Origin of the sequence: Paraferrimonas haliotis, from assembly GCF_002282895.1 — a bacterium.
Lineage (GTDB): Bacteria > Pseudomonadota > Gammaproteobacteria > Enterobacterales > Shewanellaceae > Paraferrimonas > Paraferrimonas haliotis.
In genome coordinates this window covers 43,384-68,458 of sequence record NZ_NRRB01000001.1, presented here as the reverse complement: position 1 = coordinate 68,458, position 25,075 = coordinate 43,384, and the positions used below count along the sequence as shown (strand labels likewise).

The window sequence follows — 25,075 nt, the reverse complement described above, 5'->3', positions numbered from 1 at the left end:
TGCTAGGCCCTACGCCAACTTAAGAAATTTATAAATACCAGACTCAGAAGCAACAGCGCTGCTCCACCATTGTGAGCCACGGCTACGGGAAGCGGTAGCTGCCAAACCACATTGCTGATGCCTAACAAAACCTGTAAGCCAAGTAGGCTCAACATAATCCAACCGGCTTTTCGTACTAGCGGCTGTTGACTCTTGTTGATGAGCAACCACCCAAGCAACACCAACACCGCACTGACAACCACAGCGCCCAGCCGGTGGCTAACGTGTACCGTCATCCGAGCCGCATAATCCATAACGCCAAATTCATAGCTGTTGTGATGCCCCTCCGGCAGCGAAAATGCGCCGTTAATATCAAGTCGTGATAGCCAATCGCCTTCACACCACGGCAATTCAGTGCAGGCAGTTGCTGCGTAGTTTGCCGACGTCCAGCCACCCAGCATTATCTGGCCAATGAGCAAGGTAAGCGCAAACGCCGCTAGCGGTGCATATTTACGAGCAACATCGTCTACCGTCACGCCGTTCAATGTGCGCCGCAGCCACCACAAAAACAGCAAGGACAGCACAGTAAACCCGCCGAGCAAATGCGCCATGACCACTTGCGGAAGTAACTTCATGGTTACCGTCCAAGCGCCCAAAGCCCCTTGAAAACAAACAAGAAAAAACAACCCTGTCGCCAGTTTTGGTTGACTTAATAACCCGTGTTTATGGTGTCGCCAAGCAAACACCATAAGCAATAGAATGGTGAAGCCCAGTAACGAAGCTATGTAGCGATGAATCATTTCTAGCCAGGCTTTATGAGGCTCTACTGGGCGTTCAGGAAAGGCCGCTTCAGCTTGCTCAATATGAGCTTGTTCCATAGGGACGCCGACAAAACCATAGCAACCGGGCCAGTCTGGGCAGCCTAAACCGGCGTTTTCCAAGCGGGTGTATGCCCCCATTAAAATGACGCAAATGGCCAACCCTATGGAAAATGCTAATGCTTTATTCATTTATCCCACCTTCGACATTTTCAGAAGCTTTTTAACGTCTAGTAATCGGTCACGACTGGTTTGAATTTGCTCTTGAGCAATTAACCGTTGTTGATAGCTCAGCACCCAATTGCCCAAGGGGTCGGCAATCGCACTTGCGCCGGTTGTTATAGGCAGTTGGCTATTCGCGGTTTGAATTAAAAAACCAGACGCCTTTAATTGTTGTTGTACAGCCTCTGACACTTCTGGTTTCACCAAGATGACCGGCTCTACTCGGTCTTGCTTTCTACCCAGCGCAGTAACGCTATTTTTAAGCAGTTCAATGTCTTTTTGGCAAGCCGCCATGCAATCTTTCGGCATGGCGTAAACGAGTTGCCATTTACCAGGAGCCGGATTTTCAATCGCCAGCGATTGGTAGTTGGTTTCAACAGGCAATAACTGACCTCGATTGGTCACGCCGCCTTCATACCAATTCAATGCTAAGAACAGCTTGGCCACCACCACGGGTAACGCGAATAATGCGATGACAATAATCATCGGCTTTCGGTTGGGTTGCTGAGTCATGGTTACTCCTTAACTGCGAAACCAAGTTCGGTAAATAAAAGACAGAGCGACGATAACCAGCACCGCCGACATGGCAAACCATTGCACCGCATAACCGGTATGCTTGTGCGGCGGCATGACCTGAGCTTTCCAATTGGGTTGCAGATCCATCGCTTGTATTTGCTTAAGCTGCACCACGTATGGTGACAATTCGGACAAGCCCAACAGTTTGGCAATGGCGGATAAATCGAGGCTTTGAATGCGTTTTGGGAATCCCGGCTCAGCCGCCAACGCCGAATTAAATTGATTAACACCAGGGCGGTATAAGTTTCCTGTCACCGTTTGCTCGGTTGCTATTTGAGGCAGCGCCGGCAACTGTTCACGAGAAACCGGCGCCGCGACAAAGCCCAAATCAAGTAAGATGGCTTGGGTTGCAGCTTCAGTCGAATACAACGCCATTAACCAACGGTAGCCAACTCGCCCTTCAAAGGTTTGGTTATCTAATAAAAGAGATTGTTGCGACACGATGCCTGATAGTGCAATTTGATAACCGTCTAAGGCTTGTTGGTTGGCCAATTGCTGCCAACCTTCGAGCACTTCTGTGCCCCGCTGTTGCAGATTGTCGAGATTGAGCTGGGCTTGCTCGGCACGAGCTAACTGCCAAAATCCTAGCTTGACCATAATGGCAAACAAAGCGACAGTAGTTATCACAAACAACCACAGCGATTTGCTTTTATAAGGCGCTTTTATGCTCGTATTTAAACTGGTCATCATCGGGTTACTACTCGTAATTGTTTTCAGCCTTGGCAGTGCGTTATTTGCCATGATCAAGGGAAACAGCAACAATTCCATGACGCGCTATTTAGGACGTCGAGTGGCCTTTTCGGCTCTGGTTATTTTGTTGTTATTAGTAGCCATGGCATTGGGCTTAGTACAGCCCAACCCACGACCTTATTAAATCGTTCTATAAAACGTACACAAACACGAACAAACACAACCACACGACATCCACAAAGTGCCAATACCAGCTGCCCGCTTGGAATGCGAAATGATTGTCCGGTGAGAAATGCCCTTTAAGTACCCTAAAGAACAGAATAATTAAAATAATGGTCCCTAAGGTAACGTGCATTCCATGAAAGCCCGTGAGCAAATAGAAAGTATTACCGTAGATTCCAGACGCTAACGTTAGCCCCATTTCACGATAGGCGAATACGTATTCTTCTGCTTGTAAAAACAAGAAGCCAATCCCCAACAGAATGGTAATCGCCAGCCAAACAATGAGGGCTTTACGTTGATTTTTTTCCAAACCCACATGACTGAAGTGCAGCGTTACCGAACTGATCACCAGAATAATGGTGTTGTATAGCGGCAAACCTTGCCACCCCATGGCTTCGGTTGTGGTGCCATCGGGCGTTGTCACCAAAGGCCACACCGCTTCAAAAGTGGGCCATAGCACCTCATGCGTCATGGCGTTATTACTGGCGCCACCGAGCCATGGCACCGCTATCATGCGGGCGTAAAATAAGGCGCCGAAAAAAGCCACGAAAAACATCACTTCAGAGAAAATGAACCAACTCATGCCCTGTCTAAAGGAACGGTCCATTTGCGCTGAATACAGACCGGCAATGGATTCATCAATCACATTACGAAACCAACCCACCAACATAAAAATAATGGTGGCGATTCCCGCCAGTAAAATGTAACCACCAAAACCGCCTGGTTGGTTCAATTGTTGAACGTAGGTACCCGCTCCGTACGCAATTAAAAACAGTCCAATAGCACCTACAATGGGCCAAGGGCTTTGCGCCGGAACATAATAAACTTCTGTTTTGTTACTCATAGTGAGCTCCATTTGCCGCTGTTACGGTCAATTGATCACTGATGTTATAGAGGGTGTAAGACAAGGTGAGGGTATTTATTTCTTCCGGAAGCTCCGGGTCGACAAAAAAGATCAGTGGCAACTCGGCACGAGCCCCCGCTGCTAATTGTTGTTGATTGAAACAAAAACACTCAGTCTTATTTAAGTACAGAGCAGCTTGCCCTGGGCTAACCGACGGTATGGCTTGGCCTAACGTTGCATCACCCGCTTCACTAATTACTTCAAAGGAGACGCGCTTAAGGTCACCGGGGTGTACCTGCATACGTTTTACTATGGGTGCAAATTGCCATGGCATCTCTGGAGACACATGAGCAATAAACTCCACGGTAACCAAACGCTCTTTGTTTACCTCGCCCGCCTGATAGACCACCGCTTCATCTCGTGTTTTGCCGTTAATACCTGTGATTTCGCAAAACACGTCGTAAAGCGGCACTAAAGCGTAGCCGAAGCCAAACATGCCAAACGCAATCAGCACTAATGACAGAGTCAGCTTTTTATTGGTTTTCGGCTGTGTGGTCATGGGCTTACTTCACCTCTGGTGGTGTCGTGAAACTGTGATAAGGGGCTGGACTGGCTATAGTCCACTCTAACCCTTCAGCACCTTCCCAAGGTTTCGACGGTGCTTTTTCGCCGCCCTTAATGCACTTCAACAGCACCGCAAGAAATATCAACTGCGATAAACCGAAGGCAAAACCACCGATGGAAACGATTTGGTTAATGTCGGCAAATTGCAACGCATAATCTGGAATACGACGCGGCATTCCCGCTAATCCCAAAAAGTGCATAGGGAAGAACAGTACATTTACCGAAATCAACGAGCACCAAAAATGCCATTTAGCCAAGGTTTCGTTGTACATATTACCGGTCCATTTAGGCAACCAATAATAGGCAGCAGCCATAATGGAGAACACAGCACCGGTTACCAATACGTAGTGGAAGTGTGCCACCACAAAATAGGTATCGTGATATTGGAAATCCACCGGCGTAATCGCCAGCATTAGCCCTGAGAAACCGCCAATGGTGAACAAAATGATAAAGGCCAACGAAAACAACATAGGCACTTCAAAGGTCATTGAGCCACGCCACATGGTGGCAACCCAGTTAAATACCTTAACCCCAGTGGGCACCGCGATTAACATGGTGCAATACATGAAGAACAGCTCGGCAAATACCGGCATACCGGTTGTAAACATATGGTGCGCCCAAACTAAGAACGACAACACAGCAATACTCGCGGTTGCGTAGACCATAGAGGCATAGCCAAACAAAGGCTTACGCGCAAACGCCGGCACAATGGCACTGATGATGCCAAAACTTGGCAAAATCATGATGTAAACTTCTGGGTGACCAAAGAACCAAAATATGTGTTGGAACAGCACTGGGTCACCGCCGCCAGCCGCATCGAAGAAGCTGGTACCGAAGAATTTATCGGTAAGCACCATGGTGACTACGCCCGCCAGAACCGGCATGACAGCAATCAATAGGAAGGCGGTGATTAACCATGTCCATACGAACAAAGGTAACTTCATCCAAGTCATGCCTGGCGCGCGCATATTAACGATGGTCACGATGACGTTAATGGCGCCCATAATGGAGCTTATCCCCATGATGTGTACTGAAAACACAAATAAAGCGGTACTGTCGGGGCTAAAGTGAGTAGACAGCGGCGCGTAAAACGTCCAACCAAAGTTAGGGCCGCCACCTTCCATAAACAACGACGCCAGTAGGATTGCGAACGCAAAAGGCAAGATCCAAAAGCTCCAGTTATTCATGCGAGGCAGCGCCATATCCGGCGCACCAATCATCATGGGTATCATCCAGTTGGCAAGCCCGGTAAAGGCTGGCATAACCGCACCAAACACCATAATAAGACCATGAACAGTCGTCATTTGGTTAAAGAAGTTCGGGTCAACCAATTGCAAACCCGGCTCAAATAACTCGGCACGGATGACCATCGCCATGGCACCGCCGGTTAAAAACATGATGAAACTAAACCACAAGTAGAGCGAACCAATGTCTTTGTGGTTAGTGGTTAACACCCAACGCATAAGCCCTTTGGCAGGACCGTGGTGGGCGTCATGATGATCGTCGTGACCAATCTCGTGTTGGTCTTGAGTAACTGCACTCATGATTATTTCTCCTTACTGCCCACTTTTCGCTGCATGCACTTGTGATGGCTGCACCGCATCACCTGTGTTATTACCCCAAGCGTTTCGCTCGTAAGTAACCACAGCCGCAATTTCAGTAGCCGTTAACATTTGGCCATATCCCATCATCGCGCTACCCGGTTTACCCTTAACTACGATATCGATATGAGCCGCTACATCACCGACAGTAATTGGACTTCCAACAAGCGATGGGAAAGCGGGTGGCATGCCTTGACCTGTAGGCTGGTGACAAGCCACGCATTGGGCCATGTACACTTGTTCACCTTTGCTCATGAGCTCGTCCATGGACAAGTCCGACAGTTGCTCTTCCACTTCTTCAACCACATCTTCTACGGTTACCACTACCGCTTCGGTTACTGGTTTTAGATTCGTGGCAGGCTGTTCTTGTGGCGCACTTTCCTCAGCACCGCTACCGCCAGCAACATCCGCCGCTTGCACTAAATCACCGGTGTCATTGCCCCACGCATTTCGCTCATAGGTCACAACCGCAGCAATTTCTTTAGCGGTAAGCTGACCGGAAAACGCCTGCATAGCCGTTCCCGCTTGACCGTTAACCACGATATCGATGTGAGCAGCGACATCGCCTAGGATGTAAGGAGACTTTTTCAAGCTCGGGAATACGCCAGGTAGGCCGGCACCATTTGGCTGATGGCACGCCGCACAGCGTGCAATATAGACTTGTTCACCCAGAGTCATCGACTCTTCCATCGTCAGTGTTTGGTTTAAGCTCGCCGCAGCTTCAGCCGCAGCATCCGCCGCCGCTTGTTGTTGCTCGGCTACCCAAACATCAAACGCTTCAGGCGTTACTACCTCAACCACAATCGGCATGAATCCATGGTCTTTACCACACAATTCTGCACACTGACCGCGATAGGTACCTGGCTCATCAACTATGGTCCAGGCTTCGTTAATAAAGCCAGGATTGGCGTCTTTCTTCACCGCGAAAGCCGGTACCCACCAAGAGTGGATAACGTCATCAGAGGTCATCAAGAAACGCACCTTTTTACCGGTAGGAATCACGAGCGGCTTATCCACTTCAAGCAGGTAGTGTTCGCCTTTCGCTTCGGCACCGGCTATTTGCTCTTGGGTTGTGGAAAGTAGACTAAAAAATTCGATGTCTTGATCGAAGTATTTGTAATGCCATTTCCATTGCGACCCGGTCACTTGAATGGTGATGTCGGAATTGGAAGGATCTTCCATCGCAATAAGAGTTTTAGTGGCGGGGATCGCCATGCCAATTAAGATTAAGAACGGAATGAGGGTCCATAGGATCTCAACCTTAGTACTTTCATGAAATGTGGCAGCAACCGCACCTTTTGATTTGCGGTGGGCCAACATCGAATAAAACATGGCCCCAAAAACAATTACACCAATAGCACAACAAATATAAAATATGGTCATATGCAAATCATAGACTTGCTGACTGATTTCCGTTGCACCCGGTGTTAGGTTCAATGGCACTTCATTCGCCATTGTTGACGGTACGACTAACATCGCCGCCAACCAACACAAGATTCGCGTCACAAGTTGACTCCTTTCAATTAGCGCAAAGCGCAAAGCGAGCAAAAATACTCGCAAAGAGTTCAAGAATGCCTCATGACTAAATCATGTACTGCGCACCTACATCTGAATGTTAATTATTTGTAATTCCCTTTCTAACCTAACCACGAATGTGATCTGAATCAAGGTTTGAATTGGATAAAAATTACAGTGGTCGTTTTAACAAACCGACCACTGCTAGGCGATAACGCTTAATGGAGAGGTGAAACTTTAGAAGTGCTATGAGACATAACCACTGATTTGTCTTGGCCGTCTGGTAAGTGAGTATTTACATTTTGATGAGCTTGCATTAAAAACGCGGGTGCCGAGGCATTGCGTGTTGCCAGTTGCAGACGCTTAATATCACGACTTGGCAGAGCATCTGTCCAAGCAACAACCGCACTGCACGTGCCACAGGTGAGTGCTTGCTCAACCGCCCACAGTGCATCAACTTCATCTTTAGGGTGAACCAGCAGGACATTTCCCATTGCGACACCGGCTTCCAGCAGCATCTGTTTGTACTGCCAGCTTGGCGGCGCAACCAACACCAACCACTGACCACTTATACTCAAATTCGCCAACGACGGCGCAAGCTGTTTAAATTCTGCGATGCCTTCTTGACTCACGGACACCGGATTAATTATTGGTTGCTGTCTGACCGTCGCTTCATTGCTGGTGATTTGCCAAAGCCCTGGATGGCGCGACGCCTGTCCTAATACATTACTCATAACCATTCTCCATTACGAATAACGCCAACCGCAAGCCCCTCAATCGCAAAGTGTTGACAGGTTAAATCAACTTTAATAGGACTTAACTCGTCATTCTCTGGATGGAGCAATACCGTACTACCTTGGCGCTCAAAGCGTTTAACTGTGACATCTTCATCAACTCGAGCAACGACCACCTGACCATTATTAGCCGTTTGCATTTTATGCACGGCCAGTAAGTCACCATCGAGAATGCCGATGTTTTTCATACTGTCTCCGCTGACTTTTAATAGAAAATCAGCGCTTGGGCGGAACATACTTGGGTCAACTTTGTAATGACTCTCAACATGCTCTTGCGCCAAGATAGGCTCACCGGCGGCCACTCGACCAATCAGCGGTAACCCCAACTCGTCGTTGGCACTTTCTTCTTGGCTTAAGCGGATGCCGCGAGAGGTGCCAGGCATGATTTCAATGAAACCTTTTTTTGCCAACGCCTTTAAGTGCTCTTCCGCTGCGTTCGCACTACGAAAACCCAGTGTTCTGGCGATCTCGGCTCTCGTTGGCGGCATTCCAGTATCTTGGATTGCGGTTTTTATCAGCTCCAGAATTTCAGCTTGTCTTGGCGTTAACGGTCTCATGATTAGCCCTGTTTTTTTATACAGTGACTGTCAGTATATACAGTAATTATGATTGGTCAACCCTTGATCGATTTAGGTTAATTAACTGTGGGGTCCAGTTTCATTTGAAATTTTGTCCAATAGGGTGAAACTGTTCGACAATTGCCGCTAAGGAACTTTTAGCATTAAAATCAAAAGGTAAGGGTTTCAATTACAACTCTAGAACTTCAAGGTTTGGGGGTGTTTTCTAGAAAATTGCTGGAAACCACCAAAATCTGACCGCCAAAAACCTCGTCTTCACACTGATTCGAAGAGGCTACCAAGAACCTCTTTTGCAGCCAAAAACGACCTAAAAACCGAGAACTTTGCTTACGCTTGAACCAGTAGATTGGCATCTAGAATACGGCGACTAACGGCAAATAGGGGTTGAAGATGATCGGTTTTGGATGCAAATTAACAGCCCTATATAGCAGCAACCTCGTCACGAACTTTTAACTAATCTTACCACCGCAATCAACACTAATTGAGTCGCAAGGATGCTTTCATGAAACCACTTTGGCTAGTGCTTCTTCTTTCTTCAGCCACTTGCAACGGCGTAGCCATTGCACAAAACGTACCGCATACTGAGCCGGTCGTTAGAATCGAACCGCGATACCCGATGAAAGCTGCACGAAAAGGCGCTGAAGGTTTTGTTAAGCTCGGTTTCAGTATTGATATACGAGGCGGGGTGCAAGACATTGTTGTTCTTGACTCAAAACCTGCAAACCTCTTTGAGAAAGAAGCGATAAGAGCCCTTAAAAAGTGGAAGTTCGCTCCAGCCAAAAAGAATGGACGCGCGTATACACCAGCAGTTCTAGTAGAGGTAATCAAATTCAAGCTTAATGATGATGAAGATGATAGCAGCGAAGACAAGCAACTCGCCGCCCGAAAAGCCCTAGAAGCTAGCGAACAGCGCGCATTGCTTGAATCTCAATACTGTGACTACTTACAGAGAGTGAAAGGAAACTGGCTAGAAAGAAGAACCAGCAAATATCAGCCAGGAGACACGATCTGCACCTTCTACAACAGCTATGGGTTCGTAGAACAAGATTTAGGCGACAGGGCCAAGGTTATACTTTTGGGCAAGCTCGGAGACCAATACGAATCTGGCTTTTTCTTTGGGGGCACTCCATTTGAGCACTTTAAAAACTATGGTGAAAAAGTCGTAATCAGTTCCAAGAGTGAGCAAAAAACGACTTGGGTTGATAAGGACCAAATAGCGACTTGCTCCTTTCAAGAACGAATATAAACCTCTCCTACCGCACGTAAATCAACAAAGCCCGCCAAGATTGGCGGGCGCTCATCATTCGATAGCTATCGTTTTCTAACAGCAATCAGCGTCGGAATTTGTTCAGCAGTCCTCTCCAACTGCTAAGGACTGGCAGACCGTCATTACTTGCGGCCTAACTTCTACTTTTAACTTCGGTTAAAAATGGGAGGATTACCGTTGGAATACACCCGCTTTGGATGTAAATTCACAATTTACTTAGTTTACGAAATCCGCGACATCGGTTAGCAACAAGTAGTCAGTTTCGATTGTTGTAGCTGGGATTCTTTGAAATTCTGGGAAAAGCAGTCGCAAAGCAAAACTAAGTAAGGAAGCTAACAAGGTCATCGATATAGGCGGCCTTTGTTGTATCAGGCGCTGGCAATGCTCTTAGTTCAAACTCAGCTACGCTGGAATTGCTCTCAATAGCGTATCGACGACAATAGCGGTGAGCCTTTTCCCCGGATCGTGCCAGTGATTGTCTCTAGTGCTGAAAATGCTTTTGGGGATATCCCACAGAGTTCCTTTCCTTCACCGTGATTGTTAATCGCTCGAATGTTCGGAAACTGATCCCAAGCATCATCTTTGGAAATGCGGTTGTTGACTGGCCCTTGGCTGCCGGCGTTTAAATCTTCCTTTAAGGCCGCGTATCAAACCAGTTCGTTGATCTCTTCTGTGGAGAAGTGATAGTCGCACAATTTTATGCGAAGTAAATTTTCTAGCTTTGTCCGCTGTTTTAACTCTGCTCGCAATTCGTCTAATGGCGTGTCGACTAGTTGTCCTTCGGCATCTTCGAACATCTGAACCGCATCCCTATAATGCTTTGACAGTCTAAATAGCTCAGAAGAGAATTCCGTAAAAGAGCCGTAAAGGGCCTGAAAGGTATATTGGTGGTCGTCCTGCCAATACAGGCAGTGGCCGAACACAAGTCGGTTGTACTCGGTTTTTGCTAACTGAAATTCGAGTTTCAACCGCTCACTGGTGATATCATCACCGTTGAATTCCAGCTTGACAGATTGGCCAAAGCTGTTGCCGGTCCAGAGAGTTCTGATAACAAAGGTGCTGCCTTCGAAATTCGTACCTTGATTGGAGCAAGTGACTTCTACAAGTGTGAAGTGCAGAGCAGCAAGTGACATGATGTTTTCCGTTTTTTTGGAAAGAGTAATTCTGCGGCGAAGGTGTAGCAATTGGTATTTTGAAAAAATGAGACGTATGCGCGTGTCAAAAGTTAACCAAACATCATTTGCGCTCAGTAGGCTGACACCGAATTATGAACTCCGGGTGTTTTGCGTACACTCAACCACCGCACTGTAAGACAGTAAATATGCGTGTTTATTTGGCCCTTTCAGGTCGAAGAACTTTCGTTTGAAAAGCTTTCCAGAAAATCTCTTTGGTAGTACAACGTAACCATACTCAACATTCGTACTCCGTCAGTGCAGCTGACAACTCTGGTAAATATCGCTTCAACACCAGTTAATATTTCGGAACAAACTCATCGCTTAGCCTCTCGAACTAATCAAATCGAAAGGGACGCACTCAAACAAAATTGGACTACTACCTGTGGAAAAACTCACAATTCCTGTGAGAATTTTAAGGAATCTGTGAGTGCTCGAATATTTAAGCAGCTGCCACCCTTCGTGCTTATTCTTGAGAAGCTACAACAGAGCAGCGGGATTACCTTCATTTCAACGATACATAAGGACACAAAAAGGAGAATTTGCTGTACCTATTCTTGGATGGTAGCCACAAACAGTAGAGTTAAATCTAAAGTCCTATGTTGTTAATCGCGTAAACGTTGCTCTAGAAAGGCTTAGAGTGGCTGAGTGTTTAAAAAAACGCGATTTTTGAGGTTTTCTCAGCGATTTGAGGTTGCTTAAATTCTGAAGCAAATCTAGATGTCAGTGTGTCAGCAAGAAAAAAGCACCAAGCCAGGAAGTAAGCTGCCAGTCAAGAGCGACCGACTAGAAAACCTCTTCTCATAGGTATCTAGCGCCTAGATGAGATCAATAACCGGCCATACTTTTAGAGACTAGACCAGCGATAACTGCCACTAGTGTTAGCCGTAAATCACCTGTAGATAGAACTTTTTAGTGACAGAAAGAGCACGAATGCATAGCAGCATTAGCCTATTTTTTTTGCTAAGATAACTCAAATTTTCGAATGAAAGATACCTCTTCTAAAAGATAGCTTTCCTACCCACATTGAGTTAACTAATGTTTGAACAGACGTTTAAGAATATTGATGACATCTTGCACAAGGAAGCGGGCTGCTCTAGTGAGCTAGGCTACACCGAACAAACCTCATGGATGTTGTTCCTGAAATACCAGGATGATTTATGAGTAATGGGGCAATTTGGTGGGTGAAATGACAATATACGAGAAAGATCAGCTAAAGATGCTTTCTGACCCTGAGCTAATGGAGGTTCTCAGGGAAAGCTGGGGGTATGATAAGTCAGCGCCAATAGAGGTTATAGGTGTCATAAAAAAGGTCAAAACTGAAGATTCTTACTTTTATTTTTTAGAGCGAATTCTGCATGTAAAAACGGGCAAACCCCTCAATTACCCCTTATCAGATAGAGATATAAAACGCAGTGTTAAAGCCTTTTTTAACTGGACTGATGCAAAGGGAATACTCAATAGTCCGCTAATAGGCACTCATGTTAAGGCGCAACTGACTTTAAGTCCGAAATCCGAACGAGAAAAACACAAAAACCCGATAGAGGTCTGTGTTAAAGAGGGAAGTGGTTCTTTGCTGATGGCTGTTCCTAATGATTGGAATCGCGATGCCTTTCAAGATGATGAAAACTCATTCATTGAACAATGGGTTATCGATCACTACTTTGAAAAAAATAAGAAAAAAATAGAGAAAGATAGGCAATCTCGGATAGCTGCGCTAGAGCGAGATAAGGAAATCTTAGAGAATAAGAAAGTTGCGCTAGAGCGAGAAATTGAAGAGATAAATAGTGCCCAACAGCTCGATCGTCAGCAATTACAGGTAGATATCGACAAAAAAAATACTGAATTGTCTCAAATAGAGCAGCGTATAGTAGCTAACCAAAAAAAACACAAAAAATTGATCGAAGAGCAGAAAAGAGTCGGCCTAGCGATAAAAGAGCAAACGCTAGAACTTCAGCGTCATAAAAATTCATATCAAGAGAGAATGAAAGAAATGGAAAGTAAACTTGAGCGCTTAAAAGAGTTTATCCAGGAAAAGAGTCAAACTTTAATTAACCTAGGGCTCCTTGATGAAAAGGAGTTTATGAAGCTAATCGGTCAGGCGCAAAAGAACACACTAGATGTTGGTTATGACTTTGATGAAGATTTAGGAGGAGACTATAAAAAAGCTGCTGCCTACATTCAGGCTTATATGAGGGATAAATCGATTTACTATCACCGAAGCGTAATCGAAGATTTTTTCGCACTACTAAGGACTAACGACCTGATCATATTAGCGGGAGACTCAGGTTGCGGTAAAACCAATTTGGTAAAATCGTTCGCCGATTCTATTGGTGGAAAGTCTTTCATCATACCAGTAAAACCTAATTGGACTAGCGCAGAGGATTTACTCGGCTACTATAACCCTTTAGAAAAAAAATATGTTATCACCTCCTTTTTAACAGCGCTAATTGAAGCTGAATCAGATCCAGAAACGCCTTACCTGATTTGCTTAGATGAAATGAACCTTGCTCGTGTTGAGTATTACTTCGCAGATTTCTTAAGTTTACTGGAAGAGCGAAAGCAGCAACCTGAAATATACCTCTATTCTGATGATGAAGCAGCACATGCTTTGGAGGAATATCAAACGTTTTTGCGTTTAGTAGACAAGGTAAAAGCGGATTCCGATGGAAAACAATTAAATGACTTTGTCGACTTTTTGCAGGATGAGGAAGTAAATGCTCAACTGCACAAATTATGTGGTTTTCATGAAGGGGACTCACTACTTAATTACCATGGCAAGCTAAGACGTATTTTAAGTGGATTTATCAATACACCCTCATCCATCAAACTTCCTCCTAATGTAAGAATTATTGGTGCGATTAATGTCGACGATACAACACACTACCTTTCGCCTAAAATACTCGACAGAGCTCATGTAATGAAATTTAGGAATCCTTTTTTAATGGATTTGAAAGTAATTACATCTGAAGTTGAAGCATTTGACGACTTAGATTTATCGCGACCACTCAATATAAAAAATGATCAGTTGGGTGTTAGAAGGCAATACCCGGAATTAGATGACCAAGATGAATTAGAAGAAGTTCTAAAGCGACTAGGAAGGGAGTTTTTAAGCAAGCTTGGCGTCGAGTTTGGGTTCAGAACTGTGCGCCAGGCAAAAAATTATGCAAATGAGTTGTCGCTTTTCTCAACTAAACGTCAAGTTGCTCTTAACAACTTTATTCTTCATAAGGTGTTACCAAAATTAATGTTTGAAGGGGAGCAGAAAGTAGGAAATGGTAAGCAGAAAAAGGAAGTATTGATAGACATGCTTGCTTTTCTAAAAGAAAATCTAAACGGATTGGTTAAAGAAGATTGTGTAGACAATTGCCTTGAGGAGCTTGAGGAGCTTAGAGCAAAAGCAGAGGCAAATGATTGGCTAGTCAATTATTGGGTTAAGTAATGATTGATAGTGTTGAATTTCGATATTTAGACGTTTCGTGGAGTGATCCCGAAACGGTTAAATCTTTAGAAATTAGCCGAAACCCTATCCCTGTTGAGGAATTGGAGAACGGCAGCTATCTCATTGAAGGGATGACCTACCAAAAATATCTGCCTCGCATTGCTGTTCATATTATTTCCGAAAAACAACTTCACATACCTTACGTTAAAGATGGTGAAGGGAATAAAGTTCAATTAATTCCTGTAAAAGATCCTAAAACACAAAAAGATTGGTGGATTCATAGTGACGGCTGGGATGCCAATTCTAAGCATTATCTTACTGAATTATACAGAACTGTTGGGGTTGTCGAACTCGTTATTCAGAACACTCCTGTCACGTTAAAGAATAACGCTTCAAACCTAACCGTAGATGATTTAGAGGAATACCTTCAGGATTTTAAAGATGGTTTATGGCAAATAATTCTAAACCTGCAAAGTTCGGTAAAAGGTACAGTTTCAAAAAGTAGCAACATGCTTTCTGAAGAAGCAATCAGTTTGTTCCGGGACTTTGCAGACTCATTAGAAGCGATGATGAAAAAGCCTGTTGTTGAGTTGAAAGAAGTTCAAGAAAAAAAGGCATTTAAGCAGGTTAGGCCAGTCAATCTGACCTTTAGAGAGATTGCGACAAAAGGAATACGAAAGCAGTTAACTAGCCGCAGTTATAATGAAACTTTTGATACACCGGAAAACCGTTATCTTCATTCTTGTGCGTATAGGGTTTTCTATATTGCAAAGCAGTTATGTTCAGTTTTGACAAAGCAAGAGCAACACTTGCTACGTATGATTGACAACAACAAAAGGAATATTGATAGCAATAATTCGAGAAAAACAAAAACAATTGACCAAGGAATTTTTGATGATGAAACAAGGGTCATAGAACGAGATTACAGACTGCAAAGAGAAACTCTTTCACAGGCGCTGAGGAATCAACCCCCATTACCCAATAATATTTTAAATATCGATTCTGGTAGTTATAGACTTTCTGTGACAAAAGTTTTTAAGAAATATTCAGGATACTTTTTTATAAGTCAGATTAATGGTGAACGAGTTAAGGGTAACCCTAAGTTTAAACGTTCTTATGCTGTTGTAGGGATGCAACAGTCGATTTTCGATTGGGTTTTGTCACAAAGAGGGGATGATAACTACTTAAGTTTAACAATCAAAGGAATGGTGCAAAAAGGTAGAGATTATTCAAATCCTGAAAAGCCTTTTTATTACATCTACTTTCATCATGTTGAAGATGTTGTTTTACCTAAACATAAAAAGATACAAGACGAATTGGCTGACCGGACAAGGCGGCGGCAAATTTACGAAAGTAAAGGCTGGGAGGTGCCACTTAATTCAAACGAAATAAAAGAGCTCAAGCGGGAATCTTCATTCATAGCCAAAAAAAATGATCTGCTCGAGAGTAGTAAGCGTTCTCGCCACAATATCCTACATCAAATTGAACCAATTTTTGTAAGGTTGAGAAAGATAAATAGCTTTTTCAAAGAACACAAAATAAAACGCAGTGCGGTCTTTCCCAATACAATGTCCTTTGTACAAAACCCCGTATATTCAAAGGCAAAGTCCTATTTTTCAAAAATAAATGCACTTGATGGTATGGATGGTGATTTGTTCAATTCTCTTTCTGAGTTTGATGAGATCGGCATTGTTAATATTCCACTCCTTTATGAGCGCTGGTGTTTATTGCAGATCATTAAACTATGCTCAGAAGTGTATGGCTATGAAATGGCTGGAGATTGGCAAAGCCGGTTAATCCGAGCGGCAACTAACAATGAATATAACGTTGAGTTTGATTTTCATAATCCGATAAATAACAGGCGACTTTATCTGGGTTATGAAAAGGAGCTAGTAAAGAGGGGGCGTCGACCAGACTTTGTTTTGGATATGGAGTATCAGGGATACGTTTTTAATAAAACATCACCGACAACCTCCCCATTTTCTCAGTATGAAGGGACAACATCTCCTGACCCTGTTCCATACGAGCAATATCAAGAAAGACATCGTAACCTGGATTCTGAAAAAAGTGTTTACGACAATTGGCAGCAAGGCAATGTACAGCGTAAACGCTTGGTTCTCGATGCAAAGTTTAAAGATAATCTATTTCAAAGTGGCTTTGAGGGTATTTTAAATGATTTGACCGAAAACAAAGACTATGATGAGGACGGAAAAAATCAGGTCTTTTTGCTGCACCCTAAAAATGATGCAGTACAGGAAAAGACGTCTCCTTTAGATTGGGGGAAACATTCAGATTACGGTCAGAATTTAAAACATAAAAAAGGCTTTATTTTCCTTTTACCATCTTCTAAATATGGAAACACTCTCGATAACTTGCAACGTTTGCTTGGGATGTTTATCCAGTCAGCTTCTTATTTTTTGGATTATGGTGGCGGGGCTCACAATTTTTGGTTTGATACCACATGCGTTTCGTGCGGAACAAGCTCTTACGATGATTTTATATGCAAAAAAAAGAAAACAGAGGGTGGAAATAACAGTTGGCGAATAACATGTAAAAAGTGTAATCACTTGACAGTCAAAACAGTATGTTATGTTTGCCATCGGGATTTGTACAAAAATCAGTTTAACTTTACCTATCATCGAACTAAGGCGGAACAAGTTTCAAACATAGTCTGCCCATCTTGCCAAGTTTTCCTATAGTAGAGAGATTTATGAAATATACCCTATTTATTGATGAGTCAGGTGATTTTGAAAGTAACAGAGGTCAATGGCTTATATCAGGTTTTTTATGTAATGCGGACTATGAGACAAGTAGCAAGGCCCTTGACAGAGCTTGTAATAGCCTCCCTTCAACACTCGGTGTAAAGTCAATCCGCGATTTCCATCTAACTGAATTTCGGAAGGATTTTGGGCATAAAGAAGCTTTAAACAAAGCGCAAACCTTTATCGAAACATTGACTAAAGTCCCATTTGATTACCATTTTTTATCGACAATCAATGAGTCAAAAGTAAAGATAACGAATCGAGAAAAAACCTATCGGGTAATGCTCTTTGACTTGCTGTCCTTGTTTGAGTCGGCTTTGCCCGAGGGACAAGTTATTGAGCAGCTAGATATTGTTGTTGCAACTAGGACGATAGACGGTGTCAGGCAAACCAAAGTCAGCGATATTGAAGATGATGTGATTCGTAAGCTGCCGCAAGCGCTTGAAGTTGATCTTGCTACCAAAGGGCTTGTTGACATCATTGGCAGCAAAATAAAGATACACTTAGATTATGCCAATAACCTTTGGGGGTTAGTTGCAGCAGACTTTTTGGCGAACATCAATTATCACAATAAACGCCAATTTGAAGCACAGATCCTTAATGATTTGACAAGAAAAGGCTTATTTACCGGATTCAAGACTTTCAGTCGGTATCAAGAACGAAGAGCATTTGTAGCCGAACGAGATCAAGATTATGCACTTGCATCTGTGCGTTGGTTGCTGATGTTGGAAACAGAAGGTACTGATGCTGCAATAAGTGGGCTAAATAGAACATTAACAGCCTTGTTTACTAAGTTGGGTGTAGCAGGTGCTCGTACTGCATTTGAAGCTGTGTTGGATAGGCTGTGGCGGTTGTGTAAGCCGGGATGGGAGTACGAACGATTTATCAAGCTATTAAGCACCCTTAAAGACGCTGTTGATGAGGTGAGCTCCTCTGAAGTGAACAACTTAGAGGTGTTTGCGTATAGAACGAACGTCTTTTTACTCAAAATTATCAACCATATAGGTAATACCCAGTTAGCTTTGCAGTTGCTGGAAGAGCAAAAGATTTTAGTGGATCGTGTTATTTACAACCCTGATAATTTGTCTTTAATCATGGATGGCTTGCTGGTTGAGTCTGAGGTTTTTTATAACGACTTAGATTTTGATCAAGCTTTTGTACGGGCAAAGAAAAGCTATGAGTTAGCTGAGAATTACAGTTCTCTATCGGCCATTATTCTAGAAAGTGAGGAGAATTGTGATTCCAGTAACTCTATTATCTTTTTAAAGGCTAAGATGAATTACCTCCGGCATGCTATACGCAAAGAAGAAGGTGCTGAAAGCTTGTCGAACTTACTGTCAGCATTACTAGAGTTATACCCATTTTTGCCTGCGAGTGATTTTAGCCGGTTTAGAATATTGAAAGCTCAATTGCTCCTAAAAATGCAAAGTTATGACGAAGCGATTTCTGTGACTTTAGCACTTTTTGATGAACCAAATCATGCATACAATAATTTTGATAAGCTTGCCTATCTGAAAGCCGTAAACGGCTCTTTGATCACCGGAGCACCTGTTGCAGAGCAAGTTAAAAGTATTGTTGAGGGCTTTGCTAATGAGCACGAGCAAAAGGCGGTTCACCCAATTGAACTTCTGTATCGTGAGTTGGCAATTTTTTATTATTTAAATGATAACTTGAAGCTTGCTAACAAATTTATTCGCAAAAGTGCAAATGCCATTTCAGCAAACAATGCGAAAATAAGTGACTATCTGCATGAGGAAAATTCTTTCTTGCAGGATTTAATTAAAGGTAAGTTGGATTATAAAAAAGGTTATTTATCAAGCTTCCCATTAGCATTAAATAAGCGATCAGATAAAAGAGAGCTAATTCAGATTCTTGCGTCTTACTCTCCTCTCTAAACATGGAGCCCACACCGGTATAGTTTGATTGTACTCCAAGAGACTTGCCCAATCATGTAGCTGAAATACCGACGTAGGTCTTTGATAGTTAAATTATCCGGAAAGCGATCAAAGTATTCAGTGATCCGTCGAAGTGCTAAACAATAAGCTAAGATAGCTTTATCACGTATACCTTGAAGCTTGAGTAGCGTGAGGCTTTGTTGATATAGGGTGAATAGACCATTTGCTCATTAGTCATTGGGTGCGAAGAACGCTTGTTAATATCGCCTTTTTGCTTTAAGTGGCAACTGGTACATGCGGCAACTTGATTTGAACGATCCAATACCGCATCGTTTGCAGTGTGGATGCTGTGACAGCTCACGCAGCTTACTTCTTCAAGCTTGTGCAGAGAATAACTCCAGTGAGCTTGGGTGCCTTGGTGGCAACCTAAACAAACACTGTTTTGCATGTCAGCGGTTAGAGCAGAGTCCTTGCCAAAACTCAGCATTGGTTCATTTTTGCCGCGGTGTTTCCCTTGAGGGCCATGACACGCTTCGCACTGTAAACCGGCCATTGGGCCATTGTCAGTTTTGCCATGAGCGCTTACAAAAATGTCTGCAACGCCTTCATCGCGACGATGACACATCATACAACCATCCGCACCACGACTGGAGTAACTGCCTTGCTGGAACTTGTCGACCAAGATATCAAGGTCGTTAGACTCATTGGCTACCAGCGGTCCACTAACGGCTAATGCCCCTACTAAGGTTACCAATGTAGCCATTGGTTTTATTAAAGTTTTCATCATGTGATCACATTCGAAGTTTTTTGTTGGAATACATATGTTCGAATGCAAGACTACTTAAGCTTTTAGTAACAATCGCTAGGAGTTTTTACAGCTTTTCGAAAACAGTGATCGATAACACATAGCAATTGGTTAATATATGTCCCCCTTCATTTAACTGCTGGTTAAATTAATTTAGTTATTCTTTGTTAAGCCGATACCGCTGAAACACATCGGCGTTCTTATAACCTAGATTTTTATCTCCATTGATTGGCTTAATCGCCACGGAGCCTATGAAGTGCTCTCTCTCATCACTGCCATCGTTATCGCAATACGCGAGCATAAAACCAAGCTCATGCCCTTGAGAAAGCACCATAGGGGGATGATTACTGTCGGGTTTAAAGTCATCATCGAAAACAAAAACCATCAACTCCCAAGTAAGCAGCCCGTGCTCGTCGCGACGCCAGCGGTTATTCACGTGGTCGTTTAACAAAATAAATGGCTCTTGGTGAGTCTCTGTTTGCTCACCAATATCCGCCACCTGGCCATCCAAACCAACATGATAGGCGAAGGCATTAAAATTAAACTGGTGATCGCCCCCTGACGCATCGGCATCAACAAAAACCTCAAGGCAGTCATCGTCCCAATAACGAAGCAAAGGGTTGGCGTGTTGGTCGAACAATACGTCGTCGCTGATTTCCACCAACAAGTAAAGCCCTTCTTCTTTCCAGGCGAGCTTAAATCGACCGCTAAAGTCACGCTCCGATAATGGCGTGTCACCTAAAATTATGTGATTAATGGCTTGCCAAGGCTGTGTTGACCAGACGGCTTCTGAGGCATAACCGTCAATCGTCATTGCCTCATGACTCTTAGCGATGGTGGCCCCCTTAGGAGCGGCATTTACGCTCGCTGCCATGCTCATCAATAATACTGAGGTAATTAGGCCTTGCATGCGTTTCATGGCGATGTCCTATTCTGTTGACGCTGCTGCCAACAATGAATCATCGCGGCTAAATTCTGCTCTAAACTTTGAGCAATATCGATGGGTATGATCCATTGCAGCTCGGAAGTCTTTACAGCTTGCAAAGCCGCTAGTTGGCTATCCAGCAGTTCAATACCCGCAAAATGACGTTGGCGTTCAGTCAAGCGCTGACGAATCAGGGAATCATCGCCGTTTAAAAAGAAGCCAGTGACTTTATCGGCACGTTGCGCCAATTGATTACGATGCAATTGTTTAAGCCCTGAAAAAGCCATTACCACCGGTGTCTCGTTACTTAACAGGCTGTCCACTTGAGTTAACAGCCGTTTAAACCAGCGGTTTCGCATGTCTTCATCAATCCCCTGACCTTTAGCCATTAACGCTTTTGCTTGGTCGCTATGAAAATCATCAGCCTCAACAAAAACACCTCCTACGCTGTTGGCAAACGCTTTTGCTAAGGTGCTTTTACCGGTACCGCTAATGCCCATAATGACCACTAATTCACTCAAAGGGCACCTCAATGTTCAGTTGGTAACGCCTACCCGATTGAATGTCGCTGATCTGTTGACCTGAAATTGCTAAGCCATCCATGGTGAGCGAGACCGACTGCACGCTACTGCGGTTGATAGTGAAGTTGAACGTGGCTCCAGCAAACTGGCGCTTACCCGACAGCTGGTTCACGCTCGCGGGCAGTTTCGGAGAAACTACAAGCCGCCCCCGAAAGCCTTTCAAACCACATAATTCCTCTATCAGCATCCGGTACACCCAGGCACAGGTGCCGGTGTTAACCAAGTGACTGGAGCGCCCCGCGTAATCTGGGTTTTGGTAGTAGGCACCTCGATAATAGTTTGGAATGAAATTAGGTAACTGGCCGCGAATTAAGGCATCAGCGCCTTTCGGTAACATTCGCTTAAGCGCTTGATAAGCATGTTGATGTTCACCCACTTGATACAATGCATAGGCATAAAACGCCGAAGCATGGTTGTATACCGAGCCATTTTCGGCCACTCCGGGGTATTTTTGCGTTAACCGACCAATGTCTTCAACCATTGAGGTATAGGCTGGAGAGAGCATCATGGTTCCATAAGGCGTATTGAGGCGTCGCTCCACCTCGTAAAGCAAATTAAAACATTTAGCCGAACTGGCGGCGCCACTGAGCATCGCCCACGACTGCGGATTTAAATACATTTGCCCTTCAGGCTCACTGGCCACGCCGAAAAGCCGCCCATTGTCGGTGATGCCTCTTGCATACCAACTGCCATTCCAAAAATGCTGATTAACCGCCTCGTTAATTTGACCGTACAAACGATGACACTCATTGAGTTTAAGTGGACTGTAGTCCTCGAGATAGTGTTCGACGATGTAACACCAAGATTTAAGCGCGCAAGCGGTGGCCATGGTTAACCAGCTGGATACGCCTTTGCCTTTTGGGCCAACCATGTTCATTGGGTCGCACCAATCACCTTGCTGAATATAGCTCAACCCCCGCTCATCTCGCTGAGATAACAAATGCTCAATGGCCAATTCCAAGTGCCGCCAAAACGGCTGTTTAGTGGAGCTGTCGCTAAACACCAGCATCTCATTGAGCAGAGCAACGTCGTTGGTTTCATCTAGATAAGCTTGGCACCAAAGCAATGGCCACACGCTGTGATCGCCATGGGGAACCTGATTGATGTATTTCAGCTCAGCGCTGTCGGTCAACAATATGCCATCGGGCATTTCCCCATTGCAGCGCTGTTGCTGCATGGCCATGACCATTTGCCGCTTGGCTTTGTCTGGGTCGATATAAACCAACCCTAATACATCTTGCACCAGATTGCGGGTTTGCGGATCCGTGGTTAAGCGATTGGTATCAGTAAGATAGCGAATTTGGCGGCTTCCCCAACAATTCGCATAGGCTTCAATGTCGGCATCGAGCCCACTGAGCTCAAAGCGAGATTCGATATCAGCGCCACAGGAAGCAATGCTTGGCTCGTTTTCCAAATAGGCCTGCCTAATTTTATCCAGTTCAGCCACTGAAGTTGTTGCGCCAAATAACCAACGATTACTAAAGTTGGATTTAGGTGCTAGCTCCAATTTAAATTGCATAGCAGCGACTGGCGTTTCATAACAAGCAAGGTCGTTATTAAGTGTGGCTTGGTTGCATTGCTGAGGTGCTGATATATGCCCATCGCCTTCAAAGGCTTGTTGGTTGGCGCACCAAGATGTGGGCGGCTTTTCGCTTAAACAAAAGGTGATGTCTTTGAGTTGTCCGTCAGGTTTGTAGTCTTGCAAGCGCTGATAGGGAGTGATGGCTTTGCACACCAATGCTTGTGAATCGTCATCATAGAAGCCTGATTGATACATCCAAGAGCGGTAACCTACTGAAAAATAGCTGATCAAGCTTAATTGCAGGGGCTGTTCAGTGTCGTTGACGATATCCAGTTGCCAAACTTCCAAGGTGTCCTTGTCAGCCAGTGCCACCGTTAAATCGAAGCTCGCTCCCCAATGATTAACGTGCCAGCTCAGTCGCTGCTGTTGCTGGCTAAAGGTCAGCACCTCGGGCATCACTTTACACGGTGCAAACGGTAGTGAGATAAGCTCGCCAGTCGCTAAGTTTTTTAGATAGAAAAAGCGCCCAGGATAATGCGCATAGTATTGCGTTTCAGGTTGAATAAAAGTCTGAGCCTCAAGATTGGGCGCAGTGCTGTACTTGCTTGGCTCTGGGTCCATGAACATCACTGATGCATAACCTTGACAGTTCATCTGCAAGCTCATTTGGTCATTCCAAAGATAGCCACTGGCCTGAGGCATGCGAGTGATTTCGTGCAGATCGATGCGATAGGATTTAGATTGTTCGACTTCCAACTCGACCACATGCGTGTAGGGTTGCTGTTGACTGTGATTCATTTCACCCCCAGCGAGGTCTTCGATGTTAGTTTCTCAGCAGCCAATTGTTGTTGGATAGATTTCAGTCGCGCCTCGCTAAGCGGATAAGGAATGATGATCAGTACGGCTATCACAGCAAACAATGCCGGAATTAAGCTCATCAACAGCACAATCGCCCATTGAGAAGCGTCGCTTTGAACCAAATTCGCTTGGTAACCATAGTATGCCAAGAGCCAACCTATCATGGCTCCCGCCAAAGCGCCGCCGAGCTTTTGAGAAAAGGCCGCGGCCGAAAAAACCATAGCCGTTGCTCGCCTTTTGTGTTTCCACTCCGAAAAATCAGCGGTATCGGCGTACATAGAAAAAACCAAAGGCGATTTGGGACCGAGCATTAAGCCGATGGCAATTTGGCCAATGAACATCAGCTCAATATCGTCATGATCAATCCAATAAAACAATGCACAGCACAAAGCGACGCCCGTCATAAGCCAGGCCAGCAAGCGTCGTTTGTCGATATAACGCGTCAATATTGGGGTCAATGCGGCACCCACGCCGAGCGCTAACAAATACACCAACGAAAAGCTGCCAATCAAATCGGGTCGCTGAGCATAATACTTAATGTAGAAAGTACCGCTCGATGCTCGCAGGCTGATGGTTATCATCACCACCATTGCTAACCCAAACAAAATCAACCAAGGCTTGTTTTTCAATAGATCTTTAAGGTCTCTCATCACAGGTGTGGGCTGTGACTGCATTGGCAGCACTCGCTCTTTGGTACTTAAGAAAGTAACAACAAATAAAGCACCTGCGACCACGCCATACAGCACCATGGTCAGTCGCCAGCCAACCGCTTCATTACCTTGACCAAACCATTGCACCAACTCAGGAGTTAAATAGGCAACTAAGCTACCGCCTGAAAAAGCACCGATAAATCGAAAGCTGGTTAAGGTAGTGCGGTTTTGCGAGTCAGAGGTCATGACCCCTAATAAGGCACCGTAAGGTACGTTAATGAAGGTGTAGCTGAGCATCATAAATATGTAAGTGGCGTAGGCCCACACCACTTTGCCTGAATCCGATAATTCCGGCGAACTAAAGGTGAGCACGCCGCTAGCAGCAATGGGAAGCACACCCCACAACAAATAAGGGCGAAACTTACCAAAACGGGTTTGAGTTCTATCGGCAAGAGCGCCCATCATAGGATCGCTGAAAGCGTCTATCAGGCGAGTCACGAGCATCATGGTACCAACAACAGCCGCCGGTAATCCAAACACGTCGGTATAGAAAATGAACAGAAACACATCAAACACACGCCAGTAGATGTTGCTTGCTACGTCACCACAGGCATAGCCTAACTTCTCTTTCATGGTCAACGATTGTTGCGATTCCATGGCGTAGTCACCTCATGTTGTTAGCGGCATAAACGCTGTTTTTATTATTAAAACTCTGCGACCTGCGCGACAACCT

At 44.5% G+C, this 25,075-nt stretch carries 21 protein-coding genes; 5 read left to right on the top strand and 16 right to left on the bottom strand.

Features of this window, described 5'->3' with window-relative positions; all coding sequences use genetic code 11:
- Window positions 1-2 precede the first annotated feature (2 nt).
- From CLC91_RS00275 to CLC91_RS00265, 3 genes are read right to left on the bottom strand one after another with little or no spacing between them, the layout of a single operon-like run.
- Complete coding sequence (locus CLC91_RS00275; protein WP_095499785.1) at window positions 3-989, bottom strand: COX15/CtaA family protein; 987 nt, start codon at window positions 987-989, stop codon at window positions 3-5.
- Window positions 990-1,532 (bottom strand): hypothetical protein, encoded by a 543-nt coding sequence (locus CLC91_RS00270; protein WP_095496957.1) that lies wholly within the window; start codon window positions 1,530-1,532, stop codon window positions 990-992.
- A 9-nt stretch (window positions 1,533-1,541) separates the two neighbouring features.
- Window positions 1,542-2,222, bottom strand: a complete 681-nt coding sequence (locus tag CLC91_RS00265) for an SURF1 family protein (protein ID WP_158220661.1) — start codon at window positions 2,220-2,222, stop codon at window positions 1,542-1,544.
- 37 nt (window positions 2,223-2,259) lie between these two features.
- Between CLC91_RS00265 and CLC91_RS00260 the strand changes: the two genes are divergently transcribed.
- Complete coding sequence (locus tag CLC91_RS00260) at window positions 2,260-2,469, top strand: DUF2909 domain-containing protein (RefSeq protein WP_095496955.1); 210 nt, start codon at window positions 2,260-2,262, stop codon at window positions 2,467-2,469.
- Window positions 2,470-2,475: 6 nt separating this feature from the next.
- On the opposite strand, the gene CLC91_RS00255 is transcribed toward CLC91_RS00260, so the two are convergent.
- The 6 genes from CLC91_RS00255 to lexA all read right to left on the bottom strand — a co-directional run bounded on the left by CLC91_RS00255 (window position 2,476) and on the right by lexA (window position 8,442).
- The gene (locus CLC91_RS00255) at window positions 2,476-3,351 is read right to left on the bottom strand and encodes a cytochrome c oxidase subunit 3 (RefSeq protein WP_095496954.1); all 876 of its coding nucleotides are present in this window, start codon (window positions 3,349-3,351) and stop codon (window positions 2,476-2,478) included.
- Complete coding sequence (locus CLC91_RS00250; RefSeq protein WP_095496953.1) at window positions 3,344-3,910, bottom strand: cytochrome c oxidase assembly protein; 567 nt, start codon at window positions 3,908-3,910, stop codon at window positions 3,344-3,346. The genes CLC91_RS00255 and CLC91_RS00250 overlap by 8 nt, the downstream gene beginning before the upstream one ends.
- Before the next feature lie 4 nt (window positions 3,911-3,914).
- Entirely contained in the window at window positions 3,915-5,519 is a 1,605-nt protein-coding gene (gene ctaD / locus CLC91_RS00245; RefSeq protein WP_095496952.1) for a cytochrome c oxidase subunit I, read from the bottom strand.
- 12 nt (window positions 5,520-5,531) lie between these two features.
- The gene (gene coxB / locus CLC91_RS00240; RefSeq protein WP_095500019.1) at window positions 5,532-7,052 is read right to left on the bottom strand and encodes a cytochrome c oxidase subunit II; all 1,521 of its coding nucleotides are present in this window, start codon (window positions 7,050-7,052) and stop codon (window positions 5,532-5,534) included.
- A gap of 257 nt (window positions 7,053-7,309) precedes the next feature.
- Window positions 7,310-7,825 (bottom strand): SulA-like leucine-rich domain-containing protein, encoded by a 516-nt coding sequence (locus CLC91_RS00235; protein WP_158220660.1) that lies wholly within the window; start codon window positions 7,823-7,825, stop codon window positions 7,310-7,312.
- Window positions 7,822-8,442 carry a transcriptional repressor LexA gene (gene lexA / locus CLC91_RS00230; RefSeq protein WP_095496950.1) on the bottom strand — a complete coding sequence of 207 codons (621 nt, stop codon included), beginning with the start codon at window positions 8,440-8,442 and terminating at the stop codon, window positions 7,822-7,824. The genes CLC91_RS00235 and lexA overlap by 4 nt, the downstream gene beginning before the upstream one ends.
- A gap of 523 nt (window positions 8,443-8,965) precedes the next feature.
- On the opposite strand from lexA, the gene CLC91_RS00225 reads away from it, so the two are divergent.
- Window positions 8,966-9,709: an energy transducer TonB gene (locus CLC91_RS00225; RefSeq protein WP_095499783.1), complete on the top strand. Its 744-nt coding sequence runs from the start codon at window positions 8,966-8,968 to the stop codon at window positions 9,707-9,709.
- A 668-nt stretch (window positions 9,710-10,377) separates the two neighbouring features.
- On the opposite strand, the gene CLC91_RS00220 is transcribed toward CLC91_RS00225, so the two are convergent.
- Entirely contained in the window at window positions 10,378-10,863 is a 486-nt protein-coding gene (locus CLC91_RS00220) for a hypothetical protein (RefSeq protein WP_095499782.1), read from the bottom strand.
- Window positions 10,864-12,091: 1,228 nt separating this feature from the next.
- On the opposite strand from CLC91_RS00220, the gene CLC91_RS00215 reads away from it, so the two are divergent.
- From CLC91_RS00215 to CLC91_RS00205, 3 genes are read left to right on the top strand one after another with little or no spacing between them, the layout of a single operon-like run.
- Window positions 12,092-14,344, top strand: a complete 2,253-nt coding sequence (locus CLC91_RS00215; protein WP_095499781.1) for an McrB family protein — start codon at window positions 12,092-12,094, stop codon at window positions 14,342-14,344.
- Window positions 14,344-17,043, top strand: coding sequence for a hypothetical protein (locus CLC91_RS00210; RefSeq protein ID WP_095499780.1), 2,700 nt, complete (start codon window positions 14,344-14,346; stop codon window positions 17,041-17,043). The genes CLC91_RS00215 and CLC91_RS00210 overlap by 1 nt, the downstream gene beginning before the upstream one ends.
- An 11-nt stretch (window positions 17,044-17,054) precedes the next feature.
- Window positions 17,055-19,001: a hypothetical protein gene (locus CLC91_RS00205; RefSeq protein ID WP_095499779.1), complete on the top strand. Its 1,947-nt coding sequence runs from the start codon at window positions 17,055-17,057 to the stop codon at window positions 18,999-19,001.
- Here CLC91_RS00205 and CLC91_RS00200 read toward each other — a convergent pair.
- From CLC91_RS00200 to CLC91_RS00175, 6 genes are all read right to left on the bottom strand, one after another.
- Entirely contained in the window at window positions 18,998-19,156 is a 159-nt protein-coding gene (locus CLC91_RS00200; RefSeq protein ID WP_233132566.1) for a phage integrase N-terminal SAM-like domain-containing protein, read from the bottom strand. The genes CLC91_RS00205 and CLC91_RS00200 overlap by 4 nt on opposite strands.
- Window positions 19,150-19,788 (bottom strand): cytochrome c3 family protein, encoded by a 639-nt coding sequence (locus CLC91_RS00195; RefSeq protein WP_143811994.1) that lies wholly within the window; start codon window positions 19,786-19,788, stop codon window positions 19,150-19,152. The genes CLC91_RS00200 and CLC91_RS00195 overlap by 7 nt, the downstream gene beginning before the upstream one ends.
- Before the next feature lie 175 nt (window positions 19,789-19,963).
- A complete protein-coding gene (locus CLC91_RS00190; RefSeq protein ID WP_095499777.1) occupies window positions 19,964-20,725 on the bottom strand; it encodes a sugar-binding protein in 762 nt (253 codons plus the stop codon).
- Window positions 20,722-21,252: a gluconokinase gene (locus CLC91_RS00185; protein WP_095496947.1), complete on the bottom strand. Its 531-nt coding sequence runs from the start codon at window positions 21,250-21,252 to the stop codon at window positions 20,722-20,724. Before CLC91_RS00185 ends, CLC91_RS00190 begins: the two co-directional genes overlap by 4 nt.
- A complete protein-coding gene (locus CLC91_RS00180; RefSeq protein ID WP_095496946.1) occupies window positions 21,245-23,632 on the bottom strand; it encodes a GH36-type glycosyl hydrolase domain-containing protein in 2,388 nt (795 codons plus the stop codon). Before CLC91_RS00180 ends, CLC91_RS00185 begins: the two co-directional genes overlap by 8 nt.
- Window positions 23,629-24,999, bottom strand: coding sequence for an MFS transporter (locus CLC91_RS00175; protein WP_095499776.1), 1,371 nt, complete (start codon window positions 24,997-24,999; stop codon window positions 23,629-23,631). The genes CLC91_RS00180 and CLC91_RS00175 overlap by 4 nt, the downstream gene beginning before the upstream one ends.
- Window positions 25,000-25,075: the final 76 nt, after the last annotated feature.

Excerpts from the sequence above, each read along its gene's own strand:
- CLC91_RS00275 (WP_095499785.1), bottom strand. The coding sequence starts at position 989 with ATGAATAAAGCATTAGCATTTTCCATAGGGTTGGCCATTTGCGTCATT.
- CLC91_RS00270 (WP_095496957.1), bottom strand. The coding sequence starts at position 1,532 with ATGACTCAGCAACCCAACCGAAAGCCGATGATTATTGTCATCGCATTA.
- CLC91_RS00260 (WP_095496955.1), top strand. The coding sequence starts at position 2,260 with ATGCTCGTATTTAAACTGGTCATCATCGGGTTACTACTCGTAATTGTT.
- CLC91_RS00255 (WP_095496954.1), bottom strand. The coding sequence starts at position 3,351 with ATGAGTAACAAAACAGAAGTTTATTATGTTCCGGCGCAAAGCCCTTGG.
- CLC91_RS00250 (WP_095496953.1), bottom strand. The coding sequence starts at position 3,910 with ATGACCACACAGCCGAAAACCAATAAAAAGCTGACTCTGTCATTAGTG.
- ctaD (WP_095496952.1), bottom strand. The coding sequence starts at position 5,519 with ATGAGTGCAGTTACTCAAGACCAACACGAGATTGGTCACGACGATCAT.
- coxB (WP_095500019.1), bottom strand. The coding sequence starts at position 7,052 with ATGTTAGTCGTACCGTCAACAATGGCGAATGAAGTGCCATTGAACCTA.
- CLC91_RS00235 (WP_158220660.1), bottom strand. The coding sequence starts at position 7,825 with ATGAGTAATGTATTAGGACAGGCGTCGCGCCATCCAGGGCTTTGGCAA.
- lexA (WP_095496950.1), bottom strand. The coding sequence starts at position 8,442 with ATGAGACCGTTAACGCCAAGACAAGCTGAAATTCTGGAGCTGATAAAA.
- CLC91_RS00225 (WP_095499783.1), top strand. The coding sequence starts at position 8,966 with ATGAAACCACTTTGGCTAGTGCTTCTTCTTTCTTCAGCCACTTGCAAC.
- CLC91_RS00220 (WP_095499782.1), bottom strand. The coding sequence starts at position 10,863 with ATGTCACTTGCTGCTCTGCACTTCACACTTGTAGAAGTCACTTGCTCC.
- CLC91_RS00215 (WP_095499781.1), top strand. The coding sequence starts at position 12,092 with ATGACAATATACGAGAAAGATCAGCTAAAGATGCTTTCTGACCCTGAG.
- CLC91_RS00210 (WP_095499780.1), top strand. The coding sequence starts at position 14,344 with ATGATTGATAGTGTTGAATTTCGATATTTAGACGTTTCGTGGAGTGAT.
- CLC91_RS00205 (WP_095499779.1), top strand. The coding sequence starts at position 17,055 with ATGAAATATACCCTATTTATTGATGAGTCAGGTGATTTTGAAAGTAAC.
- CLC91_RS00195 (WP_143811994.1), bottom strand. The coding sequence starts at position 19,788 with ATGATGAAAACTTTAATAAAACCAATGGCTACATTGGTAACCTTAGTA.
- CLC91_RS00190 (WP_095499777.1), bottom strand. The coding sequence starts at position 20,725 with ATGAAACGCATGCAAGGCCTAATTACCTCAGTATTATTGATGAGCATG.
- CLC91_RS00180 (WP_095496946.1), bottom strand. The coding sequence starts at position 23,632 with ATGAATCACAGTCAACAGCAACCCTACACGCATGTGGTCGAGTTGGAA.
- CLC91_RS00175 (WP_095499776.1), bottom strand. The coding sequence starts at position 24,999 with ATGGAATCGCAACAATCGTTGACCATGAAAGAGAAGTTAGGCTATGCC.